Consider the following 25,575-nt stretch of genomic DNA (forward strand, 5'->3'; position numbering starts at 1 on the left):
CCGAGGGTCACTATTTTGCGCTTGAGTGAAGTATTGGAAACTAGCTCACATATCCACTATGTTATGGGGTATGAGTCACAATATTAAAGGAAGTGCGTTACCGCATGTGGTCATCGTCGGCGGTGGCTTTGCCGGTATCCAAGCGGCACGTGGCCTTCGCGAGGCACCCGTGCGGGTAACGCTCATTGATAAGAATCCGTACACCACGTTCAAGCCGCTGCTTTTCCAAGTGGCTTCGGGCGCTCTTAACGCGGGGGATATTACCTACAACCTGCGCGCATTGCGGAGCAAGCAGAAGAATCTGCGTTTCGTGCTCGGGGAGCTCCAGCACGTGGATACGGATAATAAGATCATCGAGCTCGATGACGAGCGCACGATGGCTTATGACTACCTCGTCCTCGCCACCGGTGTGAGCGCTGCTTACTTCGGTATTAAGGGCGCCGCGGAGCACACCTTGCCGATGTACACGCGCGATGAAGCGCTTCAGGTACGCGACCGGCTCTACGGGCTGCTGGACGGCATGGATGCCGCCGAAAATCCCGGGCCGTTCCGGGTGGTTGTGTGCGGTGCGGGCCCCACCGGCGTGGAAACCGCCGGCGCCATTGCCGAATTGCGCAATTTCGATTTCGAGACGCTCTATCCCAGCATCGATACCGAGCAATTCGAGATCATCCTCGTGGATATGGCACCCACGGTCCTCGGGCCTTTCGATGAGAAGAGCCGTAACGCCGCCCACCGCGCTCTCGAAGATCGCGGCGTGAAAGTGCTTCTCAACCAGGCCGTTTCCGCGGTGGAGGACAACCGCATCCTGGTGAAGAACACCAAGACGGAAGAAGAAGAGTGGATTGACGCCTCGCTGATCGTCTGGTCCTCCGGTGTGGGAGTTCCGCCCGAGGTCAAGGAATGGAGCGTGCCGCAAGGGGCGCGCGGGCGCATCCAGGTGAACGAACACTTCCAGGTGGAAGGGGTCGACGGCGTTTTCGCTGCCGGCGACGTTGCTGTGAGCGGCGAACGTGGGCTTCCGCAGCTGGCTCAACCCGCTATCCAGGGCGGGCGGCATATCGCCAAGGTCATCTCCAATAATCTGGCGGGCAGGGAAACCGAGCCTTTCGAGTACTTCAATAAGGGCACCATGGCCACCGTGGGCGTTGGTTTCGCGGTCACCGAAATCCCGCATCTTCCGGCCATTACCGGGAAGTTCTCCTGGCTCATGTGGAATGCCCTGCATATCCAGCAGCTCCAGTCCGGGCGGGAAATGTTCGCGACCTTCGCCAACCTCGCCTCAAAGTACTTCCTCTTCCCCAAGCGCCACGATGTGATCGTGGGGGATATCCATCCCTTCTCGCGGCGAGCACGCCAGGGGACTGTAAGTGCCTCTCCGAAGCTGGATAGCGAAGAATGGGAGAAGGTCGGAGCCTAAGGCGCCGGTGGTGATATCCGTAGCGAGGTGCTGCCACTAACGGTTGTGCTCATAACGGTAGTGCAACTAACAGCGCCGCCAATAACGGTAGTGCCAATAAACGGCGGTGCCGCGCCGATCCGGAACGTAGCGGGCCGGGGGATGGCTACCTCAAGATTTTTCTGTCGTAACCTCATGCCATCATTCAGGTATGAATGAGATACTGCCAGAAGATGTCCAGGTAGCCCTATCCCTCGGCCCGCCCTCAGGTCCCGTGCTGGATCTGTCCTATTCGCGGTGGCCGCTACGGATAGCTACGCTTAGTTGGTACCTACCCGCCTCCGGCGGGTAGTGAGATGAATACGCGCGTTTCCACTTTCTTGGTATTTTAAGTGTGAAGTGCCTCGGGTCATGATCGCGTCGTGGCCATCGCTCGTTACGGAAGGAATACTCATGAGCGAACAGAATAACCAGTTCCCTGATAATAACCCCGGTTATGGTCAGCAGAGCCCCCAGCCGGAACAGCAGTCCTACCAGCAGGGCTTTGACCAGCAAAATCAGCAGAGCCAGCAGAATCAGGCGCAGGGCCAGCCCTATATCCCCGCTCCGCAGCAGGGCCAGTGGGCACCTTCAGCCTACTCGGCGCCGGGCTACGGCTACCCGCCTCAGCCCCAGCAGCCGCACAACCCTTCCGGTTTCGCGGCCCTGTTCTCCACGAACTTCTCCACTCGGGTAGCGCGTTCTATCGCGCCGATCATCATGATCCTTGCTTTTATCGTGGCCGGCTGCCATGTGCTCGTCTCGCTTTTCGCGATGATTAGCATTTTCGGTGAATACACTCCCACCACGGTTGCGCTCGCCGGAGTCCTCAGTTTCCTCCTCAGCCTCGTGGTTGCTGTCCTTATTATTGGCGGGGCCCGGTTGCTCTGCGAAGCAGCCATCAAAGACGAACAATAAGCAGGTCTAGCACACCTGGCCGGGCCGCGGGCTTCTCACCAGCCAGCTGCCCTGCCGCGCGAAACCCACCAGCGGGCTGATACATCGCGATGTATCAGCCCGCTGCGTCGTCGTAAGAATACGTGGGTATCGGACCGGATCTGTGCATCAAGCCGGCCATTATTTCGCATCTGCGCGGCCCATGCACCATACTGTGGCTATGACGTCTTACCGCCTTATTGCTTTTGACCTGGACGATACCCTGGCGCCTTCCAAATCCGCGCTGCCCGAACGCATGGCGCGGGCCCTGCGGGCATTGCTGGATACTTACGAGGTGTGCGTGATTTCCGGCGGGCAATTTGGGCAGTTCGAAAGCCAGCTCCTGGAAGGACTGGACGGCACTCCCGCGGAGCTCGCGCGCCTCCACCTTATGCCCACCTGCGGAACCCGCTACCTTGTTCACGATGTGGGGCAGTGGCGCGATGTGTACGTCCGCAACCTCACCGCGGAAGAACGCCGGGACGCGGCACTGGCCCTGGAAGAAGAAGCGCGCCGGCTCGGTCTGTGGGAAAGCACCACCTGGGGGGAGATCCTGGAAGACCGCGGCTCCCAAGTCACGTTCTCCGCGCTTGGGCAAAGCGCACCGCTGGAGGCGAAACGTGCTTGGGATCCGAGTGGGGAAAAGAAAAACGCGCTGCGAGAAGCTGTCGCAGCGCGTCTGCCGCACCTGGAAGTGCGCTCGGGCGGTTCAACTTCCGTGGATATTACCCGCAAAGGCGTGGACAAAGCCTACGGAATTGCAGAGCTTTCCAAACAAACCGGTATCCCCATCGCGCAGATGCTTTTTGTGGGGGACCGGCTCGACCCGGCCGGTAACGACTACCCGGTGACCCGGCTCGGAATCGACACCCACGCGGTGCGGGACTGGACCGACACCGCCGAATTCATTGAGAACCTGGTGGGGCTGGCCTAAACCGCTGCGCGCGCGGGCCTCAAGCCTTGCCCCCAACGCGGGTCTAAGCGAGTTCGCCTAGGCGAGGGAACCGAGTTGCTCGGGAACGAACTCCTCCCAGCCCTGTTCGCGTAGGGCCGCGCGCAGTTCCTCCATCGCCGCATCCAATTCGGCGCCGGGCACATCCTTGCGAGCCGAAGCGAAACTGGTGACGTTTTCCGAATCCGCGGGAATAACGTGCAGGTGGGTGTGGGGCACGCCTAGGCCGGCGATGACCAGCATCGCCCGATCCACCCCGAAAGCCGCGATCTGGGCTTTGCCGATGCGCTTGGCAACGATGAAAAGATGCGCCGCCGTGTCATCATCAAGATCGGTGAAGCGATCAATTTCCGCGCGTGGCACAACCAGAACATGCCCGCGGGCGTGCGGTTCAAGAGTTGCGAAAGCAACGCATACGTCGTCGGCCCAAACAAAACGACCCGGAATCTCACCGGCAATAATTTTTGAAAAGACGCTCATGGTTCCAGTCTAGCCGCCGGCTTCGGTGGCGCGCGGATGCCGGCTGCATAGGCCGCGGTTGCCAGCACCGCCTTCCCGCTGTGGACGACCTGAGATTTGTCGTAGGAGAGAGCTACAATTGACCGAAGTCGACCGTCGAAAAGGAGTACCCTTGAGCGCTGAGGATATGACCCAGTTCCGCTACACCGCGGAGCTGGCTAATGAGATCGAAGCCCACTGGCAGGAACGCTGGGAAGAGGAAGGTGCCTTCTACGCCGCGAACCCGGTTGGGGATCTCGCGGGTGATACCTCGGCGCCGAAGTTCTTCATCCAGGACATGTTCCCCTATCCTTCCGGGCGCGGCCTGCACGTGGGCCATCCGCTCGGCTATATCGCCACGGATACCGTGGCCCGCTACCACCGCATGAAGGGTGAGAACGTCCTCTACACCATGGGCTACGACGCCTTCGGACTTCCCGCCGAACAATTCGCGGTACAAAACGGCAAGCACCCGGCCATCACCACCGCGGAAAATATTGCCAATATGGCCGCCCAGCTGCATCGCCTGGGGCTCTCTCACGATTCGCGCCGCGTTTTCTCCACCACCGATATTGAGTACGTGAAGTGGACCCAGTGGATTTTCACCAAGGTATTCAATTCCTGGTTTGACCCGGATTACCCGCGCCGGGACGGGCGCGGCAACGGCGCTGCCCGGCCCATCGAGGAACTCGAAGCGAAATTCGCTAGCGGGGAAAAGGCCACTCCGGATGGCCGGCCGTGGGAGGAACTCTCCAAGAAAGAAAAGGCGGAGGCGCTCAGCGAATACCGCCTGGTGTATATCAAGGAAGCACCCGTTAACTGGTGCCCGGGCCTGGGAACGGTGCTCGCCAATGAGGAAGTGACCGCGGAAGGGCGCTCCGAACGCGGCAACTTCCCGGTGTTCCGCCGTAATCTCGCCCAGTGGATGATGCGGATTACCGCCTACGCGGATCGCCTCGTCAGCGATCTGGATACCATTGACTGGCCGGATAAAGTGCGGGCCATGCAGCAGAACTGGATCGGGCGCTCCCACGGGGCCACGGTTCGCTTCGAGCTTTCTGACGGCTCCGGGCGGGTCCTGGATGTGTATACCACCCGCCCCGATACCCTCTTCGGGGCCAGCTTCATGGCCGTTGCCCCTGAACACGCCGCCCTGGGCGGAACCGAGCCCGGCGCGGAAGCCGATGCGCAGGCCCTTCAGGTTCCCGATAGCTGGCCGGAAGGCACCCGCGAAGAGTGGACTGGCGGATACGCCACCCCGCGCGAAGCGGTAGCGGCCTACCGGGCGCGCGCCGCCGCGAAATCCGATATGGAACGCACCTCGGATACCCACGAAAAGACCGGCGTTTTCTCCGGGCTTTTCGGGATCAACCCGGTCAACGGTGCCAAGGTTCCGGTGTTCGTGGCAGATTATGTGCTGGTCGGTTACGGTACCGGCGCCATCATGGCTGTTCCCGCCCACGATGACCGCGACTGGGCTTTCGCGCGCGAATACAATCTTGACGTTATCCGCACCATCGGCCCGGCGGAGGACCCGTACGGCCCGAACCTGGAAGAAGGCGCCTACACCGGGGATGGCATCCTCGTCGATTCCGCCAATGAGAGCATCTCCCTCAACGGCATGAGTAAAACGGAATCCATGGCCGCTATTATCGCCTGGCTGGAAGAACGCGGCGCCGGAACCGCTACCGTCACCTACCGCCTGCACGATTGGCTCTTCTCGCGCCAGCGCTACTGGGGTGAACCCTTCCCGATCGTCTGGGATGAGGAGGGGATTGCACACGCGCTACCCGAATCGATGCTCCCCTTGGAGCTGCCCGAAATGGAAGACTTCTCGCCCGCGTCTTATGATGCCGACGACGCAGATTCGCTGCCTCAACCCCCGCTGGAACGCAATCCGGAATGGGTGAATGTGGAGCTTGACCTGGGCGACGGCCTCAAGAAGTACCGCCGCGAAACCAATACCATGCCGCAGTGGGCTGGCTCGTGCTGGTACGAATTGCGCTATGTGGATCCCACCAATGCCGATAGCTTCTGCGCCCCGGAAAACGAAGCCTACTGGATGGGCCCGCGGCCCGAGTCCGGTAACACCTCCGGAGGGGTGGATTTGTACGTGGGCGGCGTCGAACATGCTGTGCTCCACCTGCTGTATGCGCGTTTCTGGCACAAGGTTCTCTTTGATCTGGGCTATGTTTCTTCCTCCGAGCCGTTCCACAAGCTCTTCAACCAGGGCTACGTGCAGGCATATGCCTATACCGATGCCCGCGGGGCCTATGTGCCGGCCGATGAGGTAGAAGAACGCGAAGAAAACGGGGAAGCGGTCTTCTACTACCAGGGGGAGAAAGTCAATCGGGAATACGGGAAGATGGGCAAATCCCTCAAGAACATCATCACGCCCGATGATATGGCTGACCAGTACGGTGCGGATACCTTCCGTGTCTACGAAATGTCCATGGGGCCCCTCGATGTTTCCCGCCCCTGGGATACCCGCGCGGTGGTGGGTTCGCAGCGCTTCCTGCAGCGGCTGTGGCGCAATATCGTTGATGAACGCACCGGCGAGGTGACGGTCAGCGATGCGGCTCCCGATACCGAGACCGCGAAGCTGCTGGCCCGCACCATCGCGGGAGTGGCCGACGATTACGACGATATGCGTATCAATACCGCGATCTCCAAGCTCATCGTGCTCAATAACCACCTCACCGGGTTGGAGGCGGTGCCGCGGGAAGCCGCCTGCGCTATTGTGGCGATGGTGGCCCCGGTGGCTCCCCATATCGCCGAAGAACTCTGGTCGCGTTTGGGCCAGTCCGGCCTGGTGGCGCGCGCTGCATTCCCGCAGGTCAGTGATGCCTCGCTGCTGGTGGATGACACCGTGACCTGCGTGGTGCAGGTGAAGGGTAAAGTCCGGGCCCGCCTGGAAGTACCCCAGGATATTTCCGATGCGGATCTGACCGCTCGGGCCCTAGCTGAAGAACGGGTGCAGTCCTTCCTGGACGGCGAACCGCGCAAGATTATTGTGCGGGCCCCCGGACTCATTAATATCGTTCCGTAAAGCGGATATTGCTGTGGGCGCGGGCCGGGTTCAGACCCAGAATCCGGTCCCGCACCCGGAACCCAGCTCAAGCTCAGAACTCGGGCACTCATCCAAGGGAAGGAACCCGCGGGAGTAAGGAGGACATCGTGGCACGTATGCGCATCACGACGCACGACTTTGACGGTAAACCGGCATGGCTTCTCAGCGCGCCCGGCGGAGCCAGCGCCCTCGTGGCGGCACGCGGTGCCACTCTCCTCTCCTGGTCTCCTGATGGCGAGGTGTTTTCCGGGTACCGCAACGCTGCTGAGTTGGAGGAGGCTGCCGGTGGGCGCGGGTTGATTGAGGCACCTTGGGTGGGGCCGCTCGCCGGTGGGCGCTACACCTGGGATGGGCAAAGCTACCAGCTGGAGGCGGATACCAGCGGGCGCTGCCTGCGCGTCCACGATTGCGAATTCCAGCGCGAACGCTCCGCGGATGCCCTTATTTTGCGGGCGGAACTTCCCGCGGTCACCGGCTACCCCTGGCCGATAGGCCTGCAAGTGGTGTACGCGCTGGGGGATTCCAGCGCGGGCACCCACAATCTTTCCGTTAGCGTGGAAGTGACAAACCGCGGTGAAAGCTGCGCCCCGGTGGCGCTCGCGTGGAACGGGTACATGCGTTTCCCGCAGCTTGCCTCCATTTCAAAAATGTCGGCAACGGTCAGCGCGCGCACCAAAATCGCCGCCGATGCCCAAGGAATCCCGGCCCCCGGAGATGCCGCGCTTACCGGGGTGAGCACCCCGGTGGAGTGGCCGGTGCTCGGAGCTAGCCGGATCGACTCCACCTTTACCTCGCTGGTACCCACCAGCGACGGCATCGTGGCAACCGTCCTGACCGATCCGGCCCGCGAACGCGATATTATCCTCGCTCAGGAACCCAGCGAAGCACCCTATGTGCGGCTGTGGACCGGGGATACGCTGGAGCGCGGCGCGCGGGAAGCGCTCCTGGTGGCCCCGGCTTCCGCCCTGCCCAATGCATTTAATCGCTCGGATCAGGTGGGGCGGGTGGCCCTCGCCCCGGGCCAGTCCCGCAGCCTCACCGTCACCATCAGCTATCCGGCCGGCGCTAGCGGCGCCGCCCGAAAATCGAATTAATAATCGAGCGGCCCAGGGACCGCCCGGCGCTGCGCACCACCGAATCGATGGCGGCATCGCGGCGCCGCGCCTGGCGCTCAGCCTCCTTCTCGGCATTCCGCTGAGCCCGCTGGGCGGCCCGCTCGGCTTCGCGTTCGGCGGCCGCCAGCTTTTTCTCCGCCTCGCGGGCGGCCTTCTTCGCCGCAGCCTCCTCGGTCCGCCGTTGCTCTTCAGCTTCTTTAGCTGCCGCCGCCGCGGCTTCCAGCTGCGCGCGCCGCTCGGCAACCGCGCGGGCCGCGCCCTCGCTCGCGGCCTCCCCGGAAAGAGGAGCAGGCCGGGGTGTTTTCCCTAGGGCTGTGCTCAAGGCAGCCGGGCTGGCCGGGCCCATGACGGAGCGCGGCGCCCACAGCCGGGTCGGGGCCACGGCCGTAGGGGCGCCGTCGTCGCCCAAACCCGTGACCACAGCTTCACCGGTCCCTAGCGCGGGCAGCACGGCCGCAATATCCAGGGGCGAGAAGGGGAAAGTTTTTGCCGTTTCCTTGAGAACCTTGACGTCCTTGGGGGTGTGGGCGCGCAGGGCATGGTGAATCCGGGTGCCCAGCTGCGCGAGCACCGATTCGGGAATATCCTGCGGGGTTTGGGTGACGAAGAAAACACCTACGCCCTTGGAACGGATGAGGCGCACCACCCGGGTTACTTCGTCCACGAAGTTCCGGGACGCCCCGGAGAACAGCAGATGCGCTTCGTCGAAGAAAAACACCAGGCGGGGCAGGGGAGTATCGCCCACCTCGGGCAGGTCGGAAAAGAGCCGGCTGAGCACCCACATCGTGAACGTGGAGAAAAGTTCGGGCATATCGCGTACGTCCGGTAGCTCAAGGGCGGAAATAACGCCGCGCTCGCCTTCGTGGGTAATGAGTTCGCTCGGGCTGAAGGACGGGCGCTGGAAGAACATATCCCCACCCTGCGCCGCCAGTGCGGAGACCTCGCGCAAAATCACCCCGGCGGTCGCGGTCGACACCCCGCCGATGCCGGAAAGCTCCGCCTTCCCATCCGTAGTCAAATAATGGAGCACCTCGCGCAGGTCCTCCAGGGTGTACAGGCGCAGATCCTCCTGCTCCGCCCACGCGAAAACCAAAGCCAGTGCCGATTCCTGGGTGTCATTTAGTTTCAGGGCCCGCGCCAGCAGCAACGCACCGAAATCCTCCACCGTGGACCGCAGCGGCACCCCGGTCGTTTCGGTGAGGGAATACAGATGCAGCGGGAACGAGGCCCCCGCCCATTCCTGCCCCAGAGCCCGGGTGCGTGCCGTGAGCTTATCGGAAGCCGTGCCCGCCTCGCACAAGCCGGAAAGATCGCCCTTAATATCGGTAAGGAACACGGCCACGCCGGCCGCGCTCAGCTGTTCAGCCAGCAGCTGGAGGGTACGAGTTTTCCCGGTTCCGGTTGCCCCGCACACCAGCCCGTGCCGATTGAAACTCGCGAAAGGCAGCCGCACCAGCACGTCGGGCCGCGGATTCCCGGCCGAATCCAGGTAGGCGCCCAGGGTGAGAGCCGGGCCGGATACCTGGTAGCTGCGCGCCACCTCGCTCGCGTAATCGTCATTGGTGGGTTGCGGGGATTGTTCCGGGGAGTCTTGCGGCGACGACGCCGCCGGCTGCACGGGTGGGCGCTTCTCTGCCGCGGTGGCGGTTTCAGTGGTGTTCCCTGTCGGCGTGTTTCCCGCAATATCGGATGCGGCCTGTGCCGTGGTGGTGGGCGGGGTATCAGTGGCAATTGTGGCGGCGAGTGCGGCATCGAGGCGAGCCTGGGCGAGTTCGGCTTCCGCGCGGGCAGCTTTGGCAGCGGCTTCGGCCGCCTCGGCGCGCAAGCGGGCAATATCGGCGTCGTTCATACCAATATTGTAGAGCGGCGGTGGCAGGAACTATCCACAGCTGGCCAAACGTTAGCGTTATCCCCACGCGTGCCGGAGCGCCGGCGCGGGCCGCGTGCGGGCGCGCATGATAGGCCCATGACTACCTCATTACCGCACCCAGCCCCGCGCCTCAGCCTGCCTCGTACCGATCCGGTACCGGAGGCCGGCCTGGATCCGAGCTCGGATCGACCGCCGGGTAGGAGCGCTTTTGGGCCGCCGGGCCGCAGTGCGGTACGGGATTTCGCGGCTCTTGCCCTCGGGGCGGGTACTGGTGAAGATATCGCCGTGCTTACCACGCCCGCGCAAGCATCGCGGTGGCGCTGGTCTCCCCGAACACTTGGCGCTTTCGCCATTGCTTTACTGGGCGGGCTCCTCATTCTTGGGGTGCTGGCCTGGCTCGGGCGTGGGGGAGGCGCGGCTTCCGCTAGCCTCGCCGCGGTACCGTCCGGGAGCAGCGTGGCCGGCCCGGTCTCTACCACCGAAGGCCCGGCCGTGGTTTCCTCCGGCCCGCCAGCTTCCGCGGGTGCATCCGAAGGCGGAGCGGCACGAAGCGAATCTGGGCCGGCCACCCCCACCGCGGGCGAATCCAGTCCCACAACTATCGTCGCCTATATTTCCGGCGAGGTGACCACCCCGGGGGTATATAGCGCTCCCGGAGGAGCCCGGGTGAATGACCTGGTGGAATTAGCCGGCGGACTCACCCCGAATGCGGACGGCGCCGCGATCAATCTTGCCGAACCCGTAACAGACGGCTCCCATATCCACATACCCGCACCCGGTGAAACACCGCGAGCGCTGTCCGGTTCGGGAGGCAGTACGAGCCCGGGTGGGAGCGGCGGCAGTAAAGGTGGAAAGAATGGCGGCGCTGGAGGTGGAGGCGGTGGTGCCGGTGGTGGGGGATCCGGGAAAAACAATCCCGGTGCTCTTATTAACCTCAATACTGCCTCGGCCAGCGACTTGGAGACCCTGCCCGGGGTAGGCCCGGCCACCGCCCGGGATATTCTCAGCTGGAGAGAAACTAACGGCCCTTTCACGTCCCCGGAGGATCTCCTCGAGGTCCCCGGTATTGGGCCAGCTAAATTCACTAAGCTGTCCGCCCTGGTGACAGTATGACCGGCGTTCGCTCCCGCGCCCTTACCCGTGCCCGTCCTCGCGGCAGGCAGCGCGGCTCGGCATCCGTGAACGCCGGCCACGGTCAAGATATGCGCCTCCTCCCACCGGCTGGTGCTGCCCTGGGTGGGGCGTGGGCGGCGCTGAATGGGCACGCGCAGCTCGCATTCCTCGGCGCTGGCCTGTGCCTCGCGGCAGCCTGGGCGGTAGCCGGCCGCGCCCGCTCCCATCCGCAGCTGCGTGGGAAGGCAAGCGGGGTGGTGTTAAGCATCCTCGCGGTGGCCTGCACAGGGAGTGCTGCCAGTATCGCCGGGCTACTTTCCCTCTCCGCGGCACATATCCCAGTGGTCAAGGCAAGCGTGGAACTGGAAGCCGCTATCGCGACCCGTCCGGAGCCCTCCACCACACCGTGGGGAGAAGGAAAATGCACCGCGCTCCTGCGCCCTCGCACAATCACCACCGCGGGCCCGAACGGGGTGCGACTCGAAGCCGGCCCGCGTGCCCGCATCCGCGCGGAGCTTCCCTGCACCGCACTGGCCGGCCAATACGTGATGGGCCACGGCCGGCTCACCCCGGTGGAAGGGCGGCGCGAAAGTGCCCGCTGGTCCGGGCCCGCACTCCAGCTAAGTGGAAGCGGCGCGTTCAGTGCGCGCGTTGTCCACCGCATCGATACTGCGCTCGCTGCGCTGCTTTCTGACCGCCCCGAACACGCCCGCGGCCTCATTCCCGGGGTAGCGCTAGGCGACGATACCCGGGTATCCCCAGAACTCGAAGAAGCTATGCGCACAACCGCCCTCACCCACCTCATTGCGGTATCCGGAGCTCATGTCTCTCTCGTCCTCGGCATCATTATTATGGCGGTTGGTCGAGCCCGGCCGCTGCGCACCGCCCTCGCCGGAGCAGTGGGTTTAGGCGGACTGGTGATTCTGGTGGGACCCGCACCCTCGGTCATCCGGGCGGCACTCATGGGCCTGGTGGTGCTGGTGGCACTCGGAATGAACCGCCGTAGCCAAGCCATCAATGCCCTGAGCTGTGCGAGCATCGCGGCTGCCCTCATGGATCCCTGGCTCGCAACCGGCTACGGTTTCCTGCTTTCTGCCAGTGCCACCCTCGGAATTATCTGCGGGGGATACCGGCTTACTGACTACCTCACCCGGTTCTTCCCAGGCACCCTGGCCCGGGTCATAGCTATTCCTTTGGTAGCCCAACTTTCCTGCCTACCCGTGCTCCTTCTCTTTACCGAAGCGGGGTCGCTATGGGCGGTCCCCGCTAATGCCCTCGTGGCACCCGTGGTCGCACCGCTCACCATTTTCGGACTTGTCGGCGCGCTCACGGCCCCGCTATTCCCCATGCTCGCCGGTCTCGCCATCTCCGGTGCCGCTTTATCTACGTGGTGGATCGACCAGGTAGCCCGCCTGCTCGCCTGCCTACCCGGCTCGGGAATTCCCCTCGTTCTTGCCGGCATCGGTCATATATGCGCGGTTCTGGCGCTCCTGGTGGTACCCCGCCTGAGTGCGGCCATTATTCTTGTGGGCGCGCTCGCGGCCCTCGGGTTATCGCGCTGGCCCGGGAGTGCCGCGATTCCTCCCAATTGGGCGGCGGTGCAATGCGATGTGGGCCAGGGATCAGCTTTCCTCTACCGGGTGCGCGGATACACAATCATGATCGACGTGGGGCCGCAAACCCCAGCCGCTGCCCGGTGCTTAGCGGATGCCCAGGTCAGTCATCTTGACCTGCTCATCCTCTCCCATTTCCACTCCGACCACGTAGAAGGATTACGTGACGTTCTCAATTCCACCACTATCAGCGCGGTATGGATATCACCAAATTCCGCCCCGAAGCCCCAGTCCCGCACCGCCCTGGAACTGCTCGAATCGCACTCCATTCCTGTCAGCGTAGTAGCCGCGGGAACAACACTGCGGGTAGATAATGTGCCCATTGCTCGGATTCTCAGCCCGCGGCCGGGTGCGCGTAGCATTCCTGAGGAAGCTAATGCCGATTCCCTCGTTGTCCTCCTCGACGCTGAAGGAGTAGATAAGCCGCGCCGGGCCGGTGGTAGCAGCTCGACCAGCGGCACTAGCTCACCCGGCGGCACTAGCTCACCCGGCGGCACTAGCTCACCCGGCGGCACCACCATGGCCGCCCAGCGCATTGTGGTTCTCGGGGATGCGACTGCCCCGGCCCAAGAACGCCTCGTGGGGGCGGTTGGGCCGGTTGATATCGCCGTCGTCGCCCATCATGGAAGCGCGGACCAATCCGAGCACCTCGCCCGTGAACTTGACCCCGCAATTGCCCTCATATCCGTAGGTGAGAACAGTTACGGGCACCCCTCCGCGCGCGTCTACGAACTCTATGCCGGCGCGCACATCTATCCGACCCTCACGTGCGGGGCAATAGCGTGGGCGGAAGGTGAGCTGGTATCAAAGTGCGCGGAACCGGTGCGGCCACCTGCCGTCCAACAGGTGAGTTATGACATGAGAGAATGGAGCCATGGCAGCCAAAGAACGCACCGTCGGGTACGACGCCCTCCGCTTAGAACCGGTCATCCTCATTATTGGTGCAGAGCCGGTGCTGGCCGAGCGCGCCTGGGCTCGGCTCGTGCGCCTCGCTCGCCAAGCACACCCCGAGGTGCAGGTCGTGCGCCTGGACGCTGCCTCCTACGAGCGCGGCTCCCTCGCCCTCCACACCTCACCCTCACTTTTCGGGGACCACCGCATCGTCGCCGTGACCGGCGCCGAACACATGAACGACGCGTTCCTGGCGGAAATGCTCGCCTACCTCCCGCAACCCAACGCGGATATCCCCGTGATTATCCAACACGGGGGAGGCACTCGCGGTAAAAAACTCCTCGATGCCATCGCGGCGGGGGGCTGGCAGGTAGCCCGCATCGAAAAAATCAAACGCGATGATGATAAAGCGCGTTTGGTGACGGCGGATGTGCGAGCCGCCGGGCGCAAAATCACGGACGGCGCGGTGCGGGCCCTCGTTGATGCACTCGGCCAGGACCTGCGCGAACTACTCAGTGCTACCGCCCAGCTCCTCGCCGATGTGGAGGGGATGATCACCGAAGACCATATTCGGGATTTCTACGCCGGGCGTAATGAAGCAACCCCCTTTGAGATCGCGGACGCGGCCCTGGCAGGGCGCACCGGCCAAGCTCTAGCGCTGGCCCGCCACGCTTTCGCCACCCGGGTCAATCCCGTCCCTATCGTGGCCGCGCTCGCGGCGAAACTGCGCCAGCTCGCCATCGTCCAGGCACCGGGAATCAGCCAGAAGGAATTGAAAATGGCGCCCTGGCAAGCTCAGCGGGCTCGCCGCGAAGCCCGCGGATGGAGCGATGCCGGGCTCGGGCAAGCCATCCGAGCGGTGGCGCTGGCCGATGAACAGGTCAAGGGTGCCTCCCGCGATCCGCAGTACGCCGTGGAACACGCGATTATTGCCATCGGGCGAGCCCGGCGCGGCAGGTAGTATCCGGCCGCGGTCGATAGGCCGCGCTGCGTCCAGTAACGCTCGGCGTACGCGGTAGTAGCTCGCCTAGCTTCACGCTGCCGCGGTCTCACACTTTCCCGCGCGTTCAGGCCCTTTCAGGAAACGTGGAATAATAAGGGATGTCCCGCGGCGGCGCGACAATGGCGTATCTGGAGCGCCGCCCACGCAGAACGCAGCACGGCAGTGCTGTACTGAGGAGCACTTTATGCTTGTTGGAATACCTAAAAGTACCCGCCCGGGTGACCCCCTGGTGGCGGGCACCCCCGATACCGTGGCCAAGCTCATCGCTTTGGGCTACGAGGTCGCGGTGGAAACGGGTGCGGGGGAGGCCTCGTCCTACCCCGATAGCCAGTACGAAAGCGCGGGCGCACGCCTCGTCTCCGCGCAAGAAGCCTGGGCCGCGGATATTGTGTTAGCCACCGACGCCCCGGATGTCAGCTACCTTGACCGCATGAGCCGCGGCGCCACCCTCATTGCGCGCATGAACCCGGCCGGCTCGCCCGAACTTATCGAGGAACTTTCGCGCCGCGAACTCACGGCCCTGGCGCTTGACGCAATTCCGCGTATTTCCCGCGCCCAGTCCATGGACGTACGTTCCTCCATGGCCAATATTTCCGGCTACCGGGCCGTGATCGAAGCCGCTTCCCACTTCGGGCGGCTTTTCACCGGCCAGGTCACTGCCGCCGGAAAAGTTCCCCCCGCCACCGTGTACGTTATCGGAGCGGGCGTCGCCGGGCTCGCCGCGGTCGGCACCGCCAATTCGATGGGCGCAATCGTCAAAGCAACGGACGTGCGTGCTGATGTGGCCGAACAGGTCCAGTCCATGGGCGCCGAATTCGTGGAGATCCCGGTGCGCCAGGAATCCGCGGACGGTTACGCCCGCGAAATGACCGCGGATCAGGCCAATGCAGCCGGGGTTGTCTACGCCCGGGAAGCCGCCGCCGCGGATATTGTTATTACGACGGCGCTCATCCCCGGCAAGCCGGCCCCGCTCCTTTTGGACTCGGAGGCAGTGGCCGCCATGAAACCCGGCAGCGTCATCGTGGATTTGGCGGCGGCCAACGGCGGAAACGTGGCCGGTACCCGCCCGGGAGAAATCGTCCACACCGTCAACGGTGTGACGATTATCGGCTACGAAGATCTCGCCTTGCGCCTGCCCGGCCAAGCCTCCCAGCTTTTCGGGCAAAACCTCGTCAACTTCCTCAAACTCACCACCCCGCAGAAGGATGGCCAGCTGGTCCTGGATACCGAGGATGATATTGTGCGCGGCATTCTGGTCACCCTCGGGGGAGCGGTGGCCTGGCCGCCCCCGCCCATCAAGGTCTCGGCCGCCCCGGCCGCACCCCCGGCGCCTCCCGCACCTCCGGCTGCGCCCGAACCGGCCCGCCCCAGCGCCGTGCGCTACCTGTGGGCCGGCCTGGCAGCGGCGGTAGCGCTGTGGATTCTCTTCACGGCCCCGCCGAGCATGACCTCGCATTTCATCGTGTTCATGCTGGCCTGCGTGGTGGGCTTCTACGTCATCACCTCGGTGACGCACGCGCTGCACACCCCGCTCATGTCCGTGACGAACGCGATTTCCGGAATCATCGTGGTGGGGGCAATCCTCCAGCTTGGTTCCGGGCATATAGCCGTGACCATCCTTGCCGCCATCGCCCTCACCATCGCATCCATCAATATTTTCGGTGGATTCCTGGTGACCGCGCGCATGCTGTCTATGTTTAAGAGGAGCTAAGCCGTGCTCACCACTATTAACGACGTCGTCACCCTCGCCGCCCCGAGCCTGGGCGGTCTCAAGGTCGCTGCTAGCGTGCAAACCGTCGCCTACCTGGTGGCGGCCCTGCTCTTCATCCTCGCCCTAGCCGGGCTGTCCAAACAGGAAACCGCGGCGAAAGGCAATATCCTGGGCGCCATCGGGATGCTGCTGGCCCTTGTTGCCACAATTATCGCGGTCCTTGCCTACCCCACGGAAGCTTCTTCCGTTGTTATTGTGCTGGTGCTTGTCCTTGCCCTCGTGGTGGGCGGCGGCATCGGGATCTGGCGGGCCCGCACCGTAGAAATGACGGGCATGCCCGAACTCATCGCCCTGCTGCATTCCTTCGTGGGCGCGGCAGCGGTGCTGGTGGGCTACAACTCCTTCCTCCAGCAACCCGGAGAAGATTTCTCCCCCACAAACGCCTTCCATATGGGCGAAGTGGGCTTGGCGGTGTTCATCGGCGCGATCACCTTCACCGGATCGGTATGCGCCTACCTGAAACTCGCGGGGAAGATCCCCGGCAAGCCGCTGGTGCTTCCGGCCCGCAATCTTCTCAATCTGCTGGCGATCCTGGCGTGCCTGGGGCTTATTATTTGGTTTGCCTGGACCCGCGGGGTGGGCGCCGGCCTCATTCCCCTCATCCTCATCACGATTATTGCGCTGCTGCTCGGGGCACATATGGTGCTCGCGATCGGCGGTGGCGATATGCCCGTCGTCGTATCAATGCTCAATTCCTACTCGGGGTGGGCGGCAGCGATGGCCGGCTTCACCCTCGGCAATGACCTCCTTATCATTACCGGTGCGCTGGTGGGGTCCTCGGGCGCGTACCTTTCTTACATCATGTGCAAGGCCATGAACCGTTCCTTCATTTCCGTGATCCTCGGCGGTTTTGGGTCCGACGGCGCAGTTACCGGGGAGGCGCGTGACTATGGCAGCCACACGGAAACCACCGCGGCGGAGGTGGCCCAAGAACTCGCGGATGCTAGCTCGGTGATTATTGCCCCCGGTTACGGTATGGCCGTGGCCCAGGCCCAATATCCGGTGGCGGAGCTGACGAAGAAGCTGCGCGATAACGGAACCGAGGTACGTTTCGCTATCCATCCGGTGGCCGGGCGCCTGCCCGGGCATATGAACGTGCTGCTGGCCGAAGCGAAAGTCCCCTATGACATCGTGGAAGAAATGGACGATATCAACGATTCCTTCGCGGATACCGATGTCGTGCTGGTTATCGGGGCGAATGACACGGTCAATCCTTCGGCTTCCGAGCCCGGTTCGCCCATCGCGGGTATGCCGGTGCTGCATGTGTGGGATGCCAAGAAGGTGATCGTATTCAAGCGGTCCATGGGCAATGCTGGCTATGCCGGGGTGCAGAACCCGCTGTTCTTTAATGAGAATACCGATATGCTGCTCGGCGATGCCAAGGCATCCGTGGATGCCATCAATGCGGCTTTCCCCGGTTAAGGTAGCCCGCTCCTGCGCCCAAGCCCGGGCGCGGCCGGAGCGAGCTGAACAACTATAACCGCTTAGGGAATCCCTCAGTTAGCGCAGGTGGCCGGAACACCTTTCAGGTTCCGGCCACCTGCGCTACGTGTATATCTAGCGACTCTTATAGATAAGTTTCTTTCAGAATTCTGACTTCAATTCGATTGTTGGATAGAAATATAACAAAACGTGATATGCACTAAATGAAGTGTTGCAAAAGTGTAATAGGAAATTGATTTACGGTAGCTGCGGCTCGTGTTACGGTGAAACCGTACCTGTAACAAGCGTCACAGGTATTCATATCTACGAAGGAGTTGCTATGTCTATCAAAAGTTTCGCTGTACTTCCTGTCACTCTCGCATTTGCCTGTGGCGGGTCTCTCCCGGCAGTTGTTGCCGGTAATGAGGTGCCGCAGGGGTCTCATGTAAATATGTCGATACCTGCCAGTGAGGATGACGCTCTCGCGCAAGACTTGGCGAAGGTGCTTATTGAAGCGGAAAGCGTGCCACCGGATGGTCAGCTTCGAACAACGGGATCCTTGCGGTGGAAGGTGACGAAAGAGCCGTCGCAAGAACTCTCCGTCATGGGTCGGGAGCAGGGCTACGCACCTCAGTTCCGAGTGACCGCAGGTTGGTATCTATACCTTTATCTCAACACGGACGAGCATAAGGCGATTGGTGGGGTAACCGGCAGGGTCCTTGGTAGTGCCATTTGCGGTGCCTTAGGGGTAACGGGTGTAGGAGGTATTGCCTGCGCGTCCGTTATAGGGGTGCTCGCAGGTTATCTAATGGGGAAGGGTGCACCCGGGCCAAATGAATGCGGAGAGCTTAGGTTGTTGTGGGGAGCGTTCACCCCGGTAGGTTATAAAATAATCAATCGCCCATGTAATGAGATCTAGGGAAGAAATATGCGCTCAAAAAGGTATTTTTATTTCTCACAACTTGCATTCGGGGCTACTCTGGGAGGCTGCATTGCGAACATATTGATAGGTGATCGCTGGTACGATTATGCTCTTATCCCCGGCCTTGTCACTCTTGCGTTATTCGGCTTTGCACTGTGGCACCGGCATCGTGAAAACGAAGTACGCGCTACGCTGCGTCGTTTGGAAGCGGAGCGCGAGCGCGAGGAAGAAGAGTGCGGAGAGCTCGGGATGCAGGGTGAATATCCACCCCGGTAGTTTATAAAAACATCAATCGTCCGTGCAATGAAATTTAAGGAGGAGGTATGCGTTCGAAGAGATATTTCATATGGGCAAGTTCGTGGCTCGGCGCAACGCTGGGTGTCGCGATAATGGGCTTAGTGAAAGATAACCGCTGGCACGATTCCGCTCTTATCCCCGGCCTTGTTACGCTTGGGCTATTCGGCCTTGCACTGTGGCAGTGGCACCGTGAAAACGAAGTACGCGCTACGCTGCGCCGTTTGGATACGGAACGCCGCGGTTTGGAAGAGGAACGCGAGAGCGAGCACGAAGGAGAAGAATGAGAAAATTCGCGCCGGATGCGAACGGATACGAAAAGCGGCTGGAACGCCTAGGTTCCAGCCGCTTTTCTCTAAGCATCAGCGCGGTAGATATAACAGATACAACCGCGCCGGGGCACAGCCTACTTGGCCAGTGCGTTCACGCGCTTAGCGAGCTTCGACTTGCGGTTCGCCGCCTGGTTGCGGTGAATAACACCCTTGGACACAGCCTTGTCCAGCTTGCGGGAGGCCGCGGCCAGGAGGGTTTCCGCCTCTTCGGCATTGCCGGCTTCCACGGCAAGGCGAGTCTTACGGATGTAGGTCTTCAGTTCCGACTTAACGGCCTGGTTGCGAAGGCGACGCTTCTCGTTCGTCAGAACGCGCTTCTTCTGCTGCTTGATATTAGCCAATGAAATATCTCTTTCGGTCAATCGCTAGGCGATAGATGAATATGGTCGGAGAGGGAAGCGTTCCTCGTAGGACTGCGGGCGTGGGGCACCCGTGGTTGTTACGAAAGAACAAGGACTTGCCACCCGACCGGTGAAAGTCCATCTCCAAACACTACCAGAATCAGGCGGTTTCGCGCGAGGCCTCGGTGTGAATCCCCTCTCCCGCGCGCTTGTCCAGCAGTGTATTCAGGAACGTGGTGACAGCCGGAAGATTCGCGATGCGGCGCAGGGTGACCGTGGCACCTGACGTCGTCGTCACAAGAAGGGAACCGGAGGTGCCGGTACCTGAAGGTTGCGCATCCACCCGTGCCACCGCGGCGAGCGGAAGATCGTGCCCGAGCTTCGTGAACACCCCGCGCCGAGTAATAATCCGGCGGTTGGTAATACTCACCGTGCTCATATACCACTGCAGCCACGGCCATCCGGCAATCGCAATAAGCGCGCCCGCCCCGACCGCCACCACCAGACACCCGGCCAGCGGCTGCCACCGAGCCGGCAGCGCTACCACCCCGAGCACCGCCAGGAACACCACCGCCGCGGCACCGAGCGCCCGCGGCAGCAAATGCCGGGCATCGGGGTGCATATGGACAAGGAGTTCTTCGCCGGTTCCGAGTAGTTTTTGCGACAGAGGCATACTAACCATCGTGCCACAAAGAAAACGCGGGCGTGTGAGGCGGCCGATAGCGTGGGGGAGAGAAACGCGAAGCTACGCGTTACGGTACGACGCCGCGCCTAGCTGCCAGCGCTGCGCATTCCTCAGTTATCCAAGCCGTAGCCACGCGCGGCCAGCTCCAAGCACGCCAGTGATTCGTCATGCGAGGTAGCCTGCACTGAAATCATGAGCTCATCGGCCTGCGCATCGCTGGCGAACTTTCGCAGATATTCACCCACCTCGGCCGCGTTCCCCACCGCGGTGTAGCGCAGCATATCGAGGATTTGGCGAGCCTGCGCGCTGTCCATCACCGCATCAAGATCCGCATCGGAGATATCGCGGCCCGGCGCCCCGCGCAGCAACATATTCCGGACCCGGGCCCGCTTGACCCGCTCAAATTCGCGGGCGGCTGCCTCCGAAGTTTCTGCCGCTGTTACATTCACCGCCGCAATAACATAGGGCTCGGCCAGTTCTTCCGAGGGCTGGAAATTCTCCCGGTAGTGGGCAATTGCCTCGTGGAGCAGGCGCGGAGCGAAATGGGAAGCGAAAGAATAGGGCAGGCCCAGCTGCGCGGCCAGATCCGCCCCGAAAAGCGAAGAACCCAGAATAATGAGGGGCACGTGGGTGCCCTGGCCCGGATAGGCCGCCACCCCCGGCACTCGGGAGGTATCCCCGAGGAATCCCTGGAGTTCCACCACATCACGCGGGAAGTTCTCATAGGCGCTGGCATCGCGGCGCAGCGCGTAGAGGGTACGGCTATCGGTGCCCGGGGCCCGCCCGAGTCCTAAATCAATACGCCCCGGATACATGTCCGCCAACGCCCCGAATTGTTCAGCAATGACGAGCGGGGAATGGTTGGGGAGCATCACCCCGCCCGCGCCCAGCCGAATCTGGGAGGTATGCGAGGCAACGTAGCCGATGATAATCGCGGGGGAGGAGGAGATCACCGTGGGCATATTGTGATGCTCGGTGTACCACACCCGGGTGTAGCCGGCGGCTTCGGCGCGCTTAGCAAGATCGACGCAGCGATGCAGGGCCGCGGCCGGAGCTTCGCCGTCGTACCGCGTAGCGAAATCTAACACTGACAAAGGAACATTCATGGCAAACTCCCGTGACCGATATATCCATATCCATTATGGTCCAAGGACTATACTTGAGCAGAGTTTATTGTGAAGGAGAGACGTGCCTATTTCTTCCGCTGAGGAATCGCGCGCCATTATTCCGGGCGCGACGGCGCCCGAGCGTATCCGAAATTTTTGCATTATTGCGCATATTGATCACGGAAAGTCCACGCTAGCTGACCGGATGCTCCAGCTCACCGGGATTGTGGAGCAGCGTGAAATGCGTGATCAATACCTGGACCGGATGGATATTGAGCGTGAGCGCGGCATCACCATCAAATCGCAGGCCGTGCGTTTGCCGTGGTCGGTGGAGGGGAAAGCCTACGCTCTCAATATGATCGACACCCCGGGCCACGTGGACTTTTCTTATGAGGTCAATCGTTCGCTGGCGGCCTGCGAAGGTGCGGTGCTGCTCGTGGATGCCACCCAGGGAATCGAAGCGCAAACCCTGGCCAATTTGTATATGGCCATGGAAAACGATCTCACGATTATTCCCGTCCTTAATAAAATCGATTTGCCTTCCGCGCAACCGGAAAAAATCGCCGAAGAAGTGGCCTCGCTCCTGGGTGTGGAACCGGAAGACTGCCTGGCAGTCTCCGGGAAAACGGGGGAGGGTGTGCCCGAGCTGCTCGACCGGATCGTCGCGGAGGTTCCCGCGCCGTCGGGGCGCCCGGACGGCCCGGCTCGCGCCATGATTTTCGATTCTGTTTACGATATTTATCGCGGGGTCGTCACCTATGTGCGTGTGGTTGATGGTGAGCTGACCACCCGTTCGAAGGTGCGCACCATGGCCACCCGCACCGAACACGAACTCCTGGAACTGGGCGTGATTTCCCCCGAACCCACGCCCACTACCGCGCTGGGCGCCGGGGAGGTCGGCTACCTCATCACCGGCGTGAAGGATGTGCGCCAAACCCGCGTGGGGGATACCGTGACCGGCGCTCGAGAAAGCGCCACCGAAGCCCTGCCCGGCTACCTCGATCCGAAACCGATGGTGTACTCCGGGATCTACCCGATGGATGGCTCCGATTTCCCGAACCTGCGCGAGGCCCTGGAAAAACTCAAGCTCAATGATGCTTCGCTGGTTTACGAACCGGAAAGCTCGGTGGCCCTCGGTTTCGGGTTCCGCTGTGGCTTCCTCGGTCTGCTCCACCTGGAGATTATTCGCGAACGCCTCGAGCGGGAATTCGACCTCGATATTATTGCCACCGCGCCCTCGGTGATCTACCGGGTCATCACGGATGCCGGTGAAGAACTCACGGTTACGAATCCTTCGGAATTCCCGGAAGGGAAAATTCGCGAGATTTACGAGCCGACCGTGCGCGCCACTATCCTGGCTCCTTCCGATTACGTGGGCTCCATTATGGAGCTGTGCCAGGAACGGCGCGGGGCGCTCCAGGGCATGGATTACCTCACCGCCGAACGGGTGGAGATTCACTACGTGCTGCCGCTGGCGGAGATCGTGACCGATTTCTTTGACCAGCTCAAATCGCGCACGAAGGGCTACGCTTCCCTCGATTACGATATTGCCGGTGAACAGCCCTCCGATCTGGTCAAGGTGGATGTGCTGCTCAATCACGAACAGGTCGATGCTTTCTCCGCCATCGTCCACAAGGACAAGGCCTACTCTTACGGCAATGAGATGACGAAGAAACTCAAGACCCTCATCCCGCGCCAGCAATTCGAAATTCCGGTGCAGGCCGCGGTGGGTTCGCGCATTATTGCCCGCGAAACCATCAAGGCGCTGCGTAAGGACGTGCTTTCCAAGTGCTACGGCGGCGACGTCTCGCGTAAACGCAAGCTGCTGGAGAAGCAGAAGGAAGGTAAGAAGCGCATGAAATCCATCGGGCGCGTGGACGTGCCCCAGGAAGCTTTCGTGGCGGCTCTCACCTCCGAAGCACCCACGGGGAAGTAGATATGTCCGAGCGTCCCGAAGATTTACGCGCGGCTCACCCGGATGCCGCGCCGCAGCAGCACGACGGCGCAGCCGGGCCCTCCGCACCCGAGCGCTCCCAATGGCGCATCCGCTCCTTCTCCTTGCGCGGTTCGCGCCTGGGTGCGCGCCACGAAGAAACGGTGGCTCGCCACCCCGAACTTTTTGTGCCGCTGGCACCCGGCCCCCAGGCCACCACGGTAGCCCTGGATTCGCGTTGTGACCTCGGGGAAGTTTTCGGCCGCGAGGCGCCGCTCGCCGTGGAAATCGGCCCCGGTTCGGGCGAGCACGGTGTTTCATTCGCCCAGCGCCATCCCGAATATAATGTGCTGCTCGTGGAAGCCTGGGCTCCCGGCGCGGCGCGCTGCGTCGCCAGTATTCTGCGCGCGGGCATTGAGAATGTGCGGGTGCTGGAGGCCGACGCCGCCCAAGCGCTCCCCGTCCTCTTTGGGCTGGAATGCGCGGGCCTGGCGCGCGGGGAAGACGTGACTGCTTGCGGGCCGGCGCGCAGTGCCACCCATCCGAATGCTGCGAATCCGCGTGCCGAGCAGGTGTGGACTTTCTTCCCCGATCCCTGGCGTAAAGCCCGCCACCATAAGCGCCGCCTGGTTGCTGCGCCTTTTGCCACGGTGGTGGCCGGAATGCTCCGGGAGGGGGGCGCCTGGCGGCTGGCCACGGATTGGGATAATTACGCGTGGCAGATGCGCGACGTCGTCGAATCATCCCCGTATTTCACGAATCCGCACGCCGGTGAACGCCCGGACCCCGCGGATCCCACCCCGGAACGCGGCGGTTTCGCGCCGCGCTGGGAGGAACGCGTGCTCACCCGTTTCGAGGAACGCGGCATCGCGGCCGGGCGCACCATCCATGATATTCTCGCGCTGCGCACCGCGCTGGAACCCGCGGCGCCCGAGCATACCGGTACCGCAGCACCCGCGGATACCGATACCGCGGCGCGAGCCTAGGCTCCGATGGCGTCCCTCCCGCACGGCGAGCCGGCCCCGGCCTCCGGCGCGCTCCCGAACCCGGATGTGAGCGCCGGTTTTTCCGCCTACGTTCATATTCCTTTTTGCACAGTGCGCTGCGGCTATTGCGATTTCAACACCTATACCAAGCCGAGCTTCGGGCCGGGCGCGGGCCGCGATGATTTCCCGGCGTCCCTCGCCCGGGAGATTGTGCTCTCGCACGAGGTCCTCGATACCGGCACCAACCGCGGCGCGCTGCGGACGGTTTTCTTCGGGGGCGGTACTCCCACGCTGCTGGACGCCGGGCAGCTCGTCGCGGTGCTCGCGGAGCTGGAGCGCGCTTTCGGCCTGGCCGAGGGCGCCGAAATCACCACGGAATGCAATCCGGAATCCGTGGACCGCGCGGCTCTCGCCACCCTGCGGGCCGGCGGTTTCACCCGCATCTCCTTCGGGATGCAATCGGCCGTGCCCGAGGTGCTGCGCACTCTTGACCGCCAACACAGCCCTGGCCAGGTCGAACGCGTGACTGGCTGGGCCCGCGAACTGGGCCTGGAGTATTCCCTCGATCTTATTTACGGGGCGCCCGGGGAAACGATGGAGCAGTGGCGCACCTCGCTCGCGGCCGCCCTTGCCCTCGAACCCGCGCATATCAGCGCCTACGGGCTCATGGTGGAACCGGGCACCAAAATGGGGATGCAGGCCCGCCGCGGCCTCATTAGCCTCCCCGATCCGGACGAACTCGCCGATAAATACGAGGTCGCCGACGATATCCTCTCCGCGGCCGGCTACCGCTGGTACGAGATTTCGAATTGGGCCCGCCCCGGCCACGAATGCCGCCACAATTGCTATTACTGGGAGAACGCGAATTGGTGGGGGTACGGCCCCGGTGCCCACTCGCATATTAACGGGGTCCGGTTCTGGAACGTCAAACACCCACGTGCTTATGCGGATCGAGTCTGGGCGCGCGGAATAGGGAACGACGACGGCGCCGCCGCGCTCCGCGCGCCGGGCGAGGCGGCCGCGAGCCGGCCGGCCATTGTTTCGCCGGCCTTGGAGCGGGAAATTCTCAGCCCGGCCGAACAACGCGAAGAAAAAATCATGCTCGGTATTCGGATGAGCCGCGGAATTGATATTCCCGCCGGCGTGGATGCCGCGGTAGTGGAGGGCCTGGTTCGGGACGGTTTAGTTGAGGCAGAAAGCGCCCGCGCCGGGCGTCTTGTTCTGACCCGGCGCGGACGGCTCCTGGCTGATACCGTGACCCGGGCGCTCTGGTAGCGCGGGGTC

Annotated in this window: 18 protein-coding genes and 1 pseudogene; 14 read left to right on the forward strand and 5 right to left on the reverse strand. The window is 62.7% G+C overall.

The features are described 5' to 3' along the window. The first annotated feature begins 70 nt into the window (after positions 1-70). The 3 genes from CYJ17_RS06335 (at position 71) to CYJ17_RS06345 (ending at position 3,308) form a co-directional block, all read left to right on the forward strand. On the forward strand, positions 71-1,420 hold the full coding sequence (locus tag CYJ17_RS06335) for an NAD(P)/FAD-dependent oxidoreductase (RefSeq protein WP_244899278.1): 1,350 nt from the start codon (positions 71-73) through the stop codon (positions 1,418-1,420). A gap of 432 nt (positions 1,421-1,852) precedes the next feature. Beyond that, positions 1,853-2,356, forward strand: a complete 504-nt coding sequence (locus CYJ17_RS06340; protein ID WP_101594986.1) for a hypothetical protein — start codon at positions 1,853-1,855, stop codon at positions 2,354-2,356. 199 nt (positions 2,357-2,555) lie between these two features. After that, on the forward strand, positions 2,556-3,308 hold the full coding sequence (locus CYJ17_RS06345) for an HAD-IIB family hydrolase (protein WP_101595227.1): 753 nt from the start codon (positions 2,556-2,558) through the stop codon (positions 3,306-3,308). A 57-nt stretch (positions 3,309-3,365) separates the two neighbouring features. Here the strand turns inward: CYJ17_RS06345 and CYJ17_RS06350 are convergent, their stop codons facing one another. Further along, entirely contained in the window at positions 3,366-3,806 is a 441-nt protein-coding gene (locus CYJ17_RS06350) for an HIT family protein (protein WP_101594982.1), read from the reverse strand. A 166-nt stretch (positions 3,807-3,972) separates the two neighbouring features. Between CYJ17_RS06350 and CYJ17_RS06355 the strand changes: the two genes are divergently transcribed. Further along, on the forward strand, positions 3,973-6,873 hold the full coding sequence (locus CYJ17_RS06355) for a leucine--tRNA ligase (protein WP_101594978.1): 2,901 nt from the start codon (positions 3,973-3,975) through the stop codon (positions 6,871-6,873). 137 nt (positions 6,874-7,010) lie between these two features. Continuing rightward, positions 7,011-7,988: an aldose 1-epimerase gene (locus CYJ17_RS06360; protein WP_101594975.1), complete on the forward strand. Its 978-nt coding sequence runs from the start codon at positions 7,011-7,013 to the stop codon at positions 7,986-7,988. Here CYJ17_RS06360 and CYJ17_RS06365 read toward each other — a convergent pair. Then, positions 7,960-9,858 carry a helicase HerA-like domain-containing protein gene (locus tag CYJ17_RS06365; protein ID WP_101594970.1) on the reverse strand — a complete coding sequence of 633 codons (1,899 nt, stop codon included), beginning with the start codon at positions 9,856-9,858 and terminating at the stop codon, positions 7,960-7,962. The two genes, CYJ17_RS06360 and CYJ17_RS06365, sit on opposite strands and share 29 nt — an antisense overlap. Before the next feature lie 117 nt (positions 9,859-9,975). On the opposite strand from CYJ17_RS06365, the gene CYJ17_RS06370 reads away from it, so the two are divergent. The 6 genes and pseudogenes from CYJ17_RS06370 to CYJ17_RS06395 all read left to right on the forward strand — a co-directional run bounded on the left by CYJ17_RS06370 (position 9,976) and on the right by CYJ17_RS06395 (position 19,195). After that, positions 9,976-10,992 carry a ComEA family DNA-binding protein gene (locus tag CYJ17_RS06370; RefSeq protein ID WP_101594967.1) on the forward strand — a complete coding sequence of 339 codons (1,017 nt, stop codon included), beginning with the start codon at positions 9,976-9,978 and terminating at the stop codon, positions 10,990-10,992. A gap of 548 nt (positions 10,993-11,540) precedes the next feature. Next, positions 11,541-13,265 (forward strand): annotated as a pseudogene (locus CYJ17_RS06375) (ComEC/Rec2 family competence protein); the annotation flags it as partial. 214 nt (positions 13,266-13,479) lie between these two features. Beyond that, complete coding sequence (gene holA, locus CYJ17_RS06380; RefSeq protein WP_101594964.1) at positions 13,480-14,457, forward strand: DNA polymerase III subunit delta; 978 nt, start codon at positions 13,480-13,482, stop codon at positions 14,455-14,457. Between the two features lie 226 nt (positions 14,458-14,683). Next, positions 14,684-16,210, forward strand: a complete 1,527-nt coding sequence (locus CYJ17_RS06385) for a Re/Si-specific NAD(P)(+) transhydrogenase subunit alpha (RefSeq protein ID WP_101594961.1) — start codon at positions 14,684-14,686, stop codon at positions 16,208-16,210. 48 nt (positions 16,211-16,258) lie between these two features. Next, complete coding sequence (gene pntB / locus CYJ17_RS06390) at positions 16,259-17,692, forward strand: Re/Si-specific NAD(P)(+) transhydrogenase subunit beta (protein WP_180948638.1); 1,434 nt, start codon at positions 16,259-16,261, stop codon at positions 17,690-17,692. A gap of 1,320 nt (positions 17,693-19,012) precedes the next feature. Next, the gene (locus CYJ17_RS06395; protein WP_101594951.1) at positions 19,013-19,195 is read left to right on the forward strand and encodes a hypothetical protein; all 183 of its coding nucleotides are present in this window, start codon (positions 19,013-19,015) and stop codon (positions 19,193-19,195) included. A 119-nt stretch (positions 19,196-19,314) separates the two neighbouring features. On the opposite strand, the gene rpsT is transcribed toward CYJ17_RS06395, so the two are convergent. The 3 genes from rpsT to CYJ17_RS06410 form a co-directional block, all read right to left on the reverse strand. After that, positions 19,315-19,581, reverse strand: a complete 267-nt coding sequence (gene rpsT / locus CYJ17_RS06400) for a 30S ribosomal protein S20 (RefSeq protein WP_016442875.1) — start codon at positions 19,579-19,581, stop codon at positions 19,315-19,317. Between the two features lie 160 nt (positions 19,582-19,741). Further along, positions 19,742-20,254: a PH domain-containing protein gene (locus tag CYJ17_RS06405; protein ID WP_101594948.1), complete on the reverse strand. Its 513-nt coding sequence runs from the start codon at positions 20,252-20,254 to the stop codon at positions 19,742-19,744. Between the two features lie 122 nt (positions 20,255-20,376). Then, positions 20,377-21,372, reverse strand: coding sequence for an LLM class flavin-dependent oxidoreductase (locus tag CYJ17_RS06410; protein ID WP_101594945.1), 996 nt, complete (start codon positions 21,370-21,372; stop codon positions 20,377-20,379). Between the two features lie 82 nt (positions 21,373-21,454). On the opposite strand from CYJ17_RS06410, the gene lepA reads away from it, so the two are divergent. Genes lepA through hemW form a run of 3 tightly spaced genes read left to right on the forward strand, consistent with a single transcriptional unit; the run spans position 21,455 to position 25,566 of the window. Next, positions 21,455-23,308 carry a translation elongation factor 4 gene (gene lepA, locus CYJ17_RS06415; protein ID WP_087070857.1) on the forward strand — a complete coding sequence of 618 codons (1,854 nt, stop codon included), beginning with the start codon at positions 21,455-21,457 and terminating at the stop codon, positions 23,306-23,308. A 2-nt stretch (positions 23,309-23,310) separates the two neighbouring features. Next, a complete protein-coding gene (gene trmB / locus CYJ17_RS06420; RefSeq protein WP_244899277.1) occupies positions 23,311-24,291 on the forward strand; it encodes a tRNA (guanine(46)-N(7))-methyltransferase TrmB in 981 nt (326 codons plus the stop codon). Positions 24,292-24,297: 6 nt separating this feature from the next. Continuing rightward, positions 24,298-25,566, forward strand: a complete 1,269-nt coding sequence (hemW, locus tag CYJ17_RS06425) for a radical SAM family heme chaperone HemW (protein WP_101594941.1) — start codon at positions 24,298-24,300, stop codon at positions 25,564-25,566. The last annotated feature ends 9 nt before the right edge of the window (positions 25,567-25,575 follow it).

The organism is Actinotignum timonense (assembly GCF_002860685.3).
Lineage (GTDB): Bacteria > Actinomycetota > Actinomycetes > Actinomycetales > Actinomycetaceae > Actinotignum > Actinotignum timonense.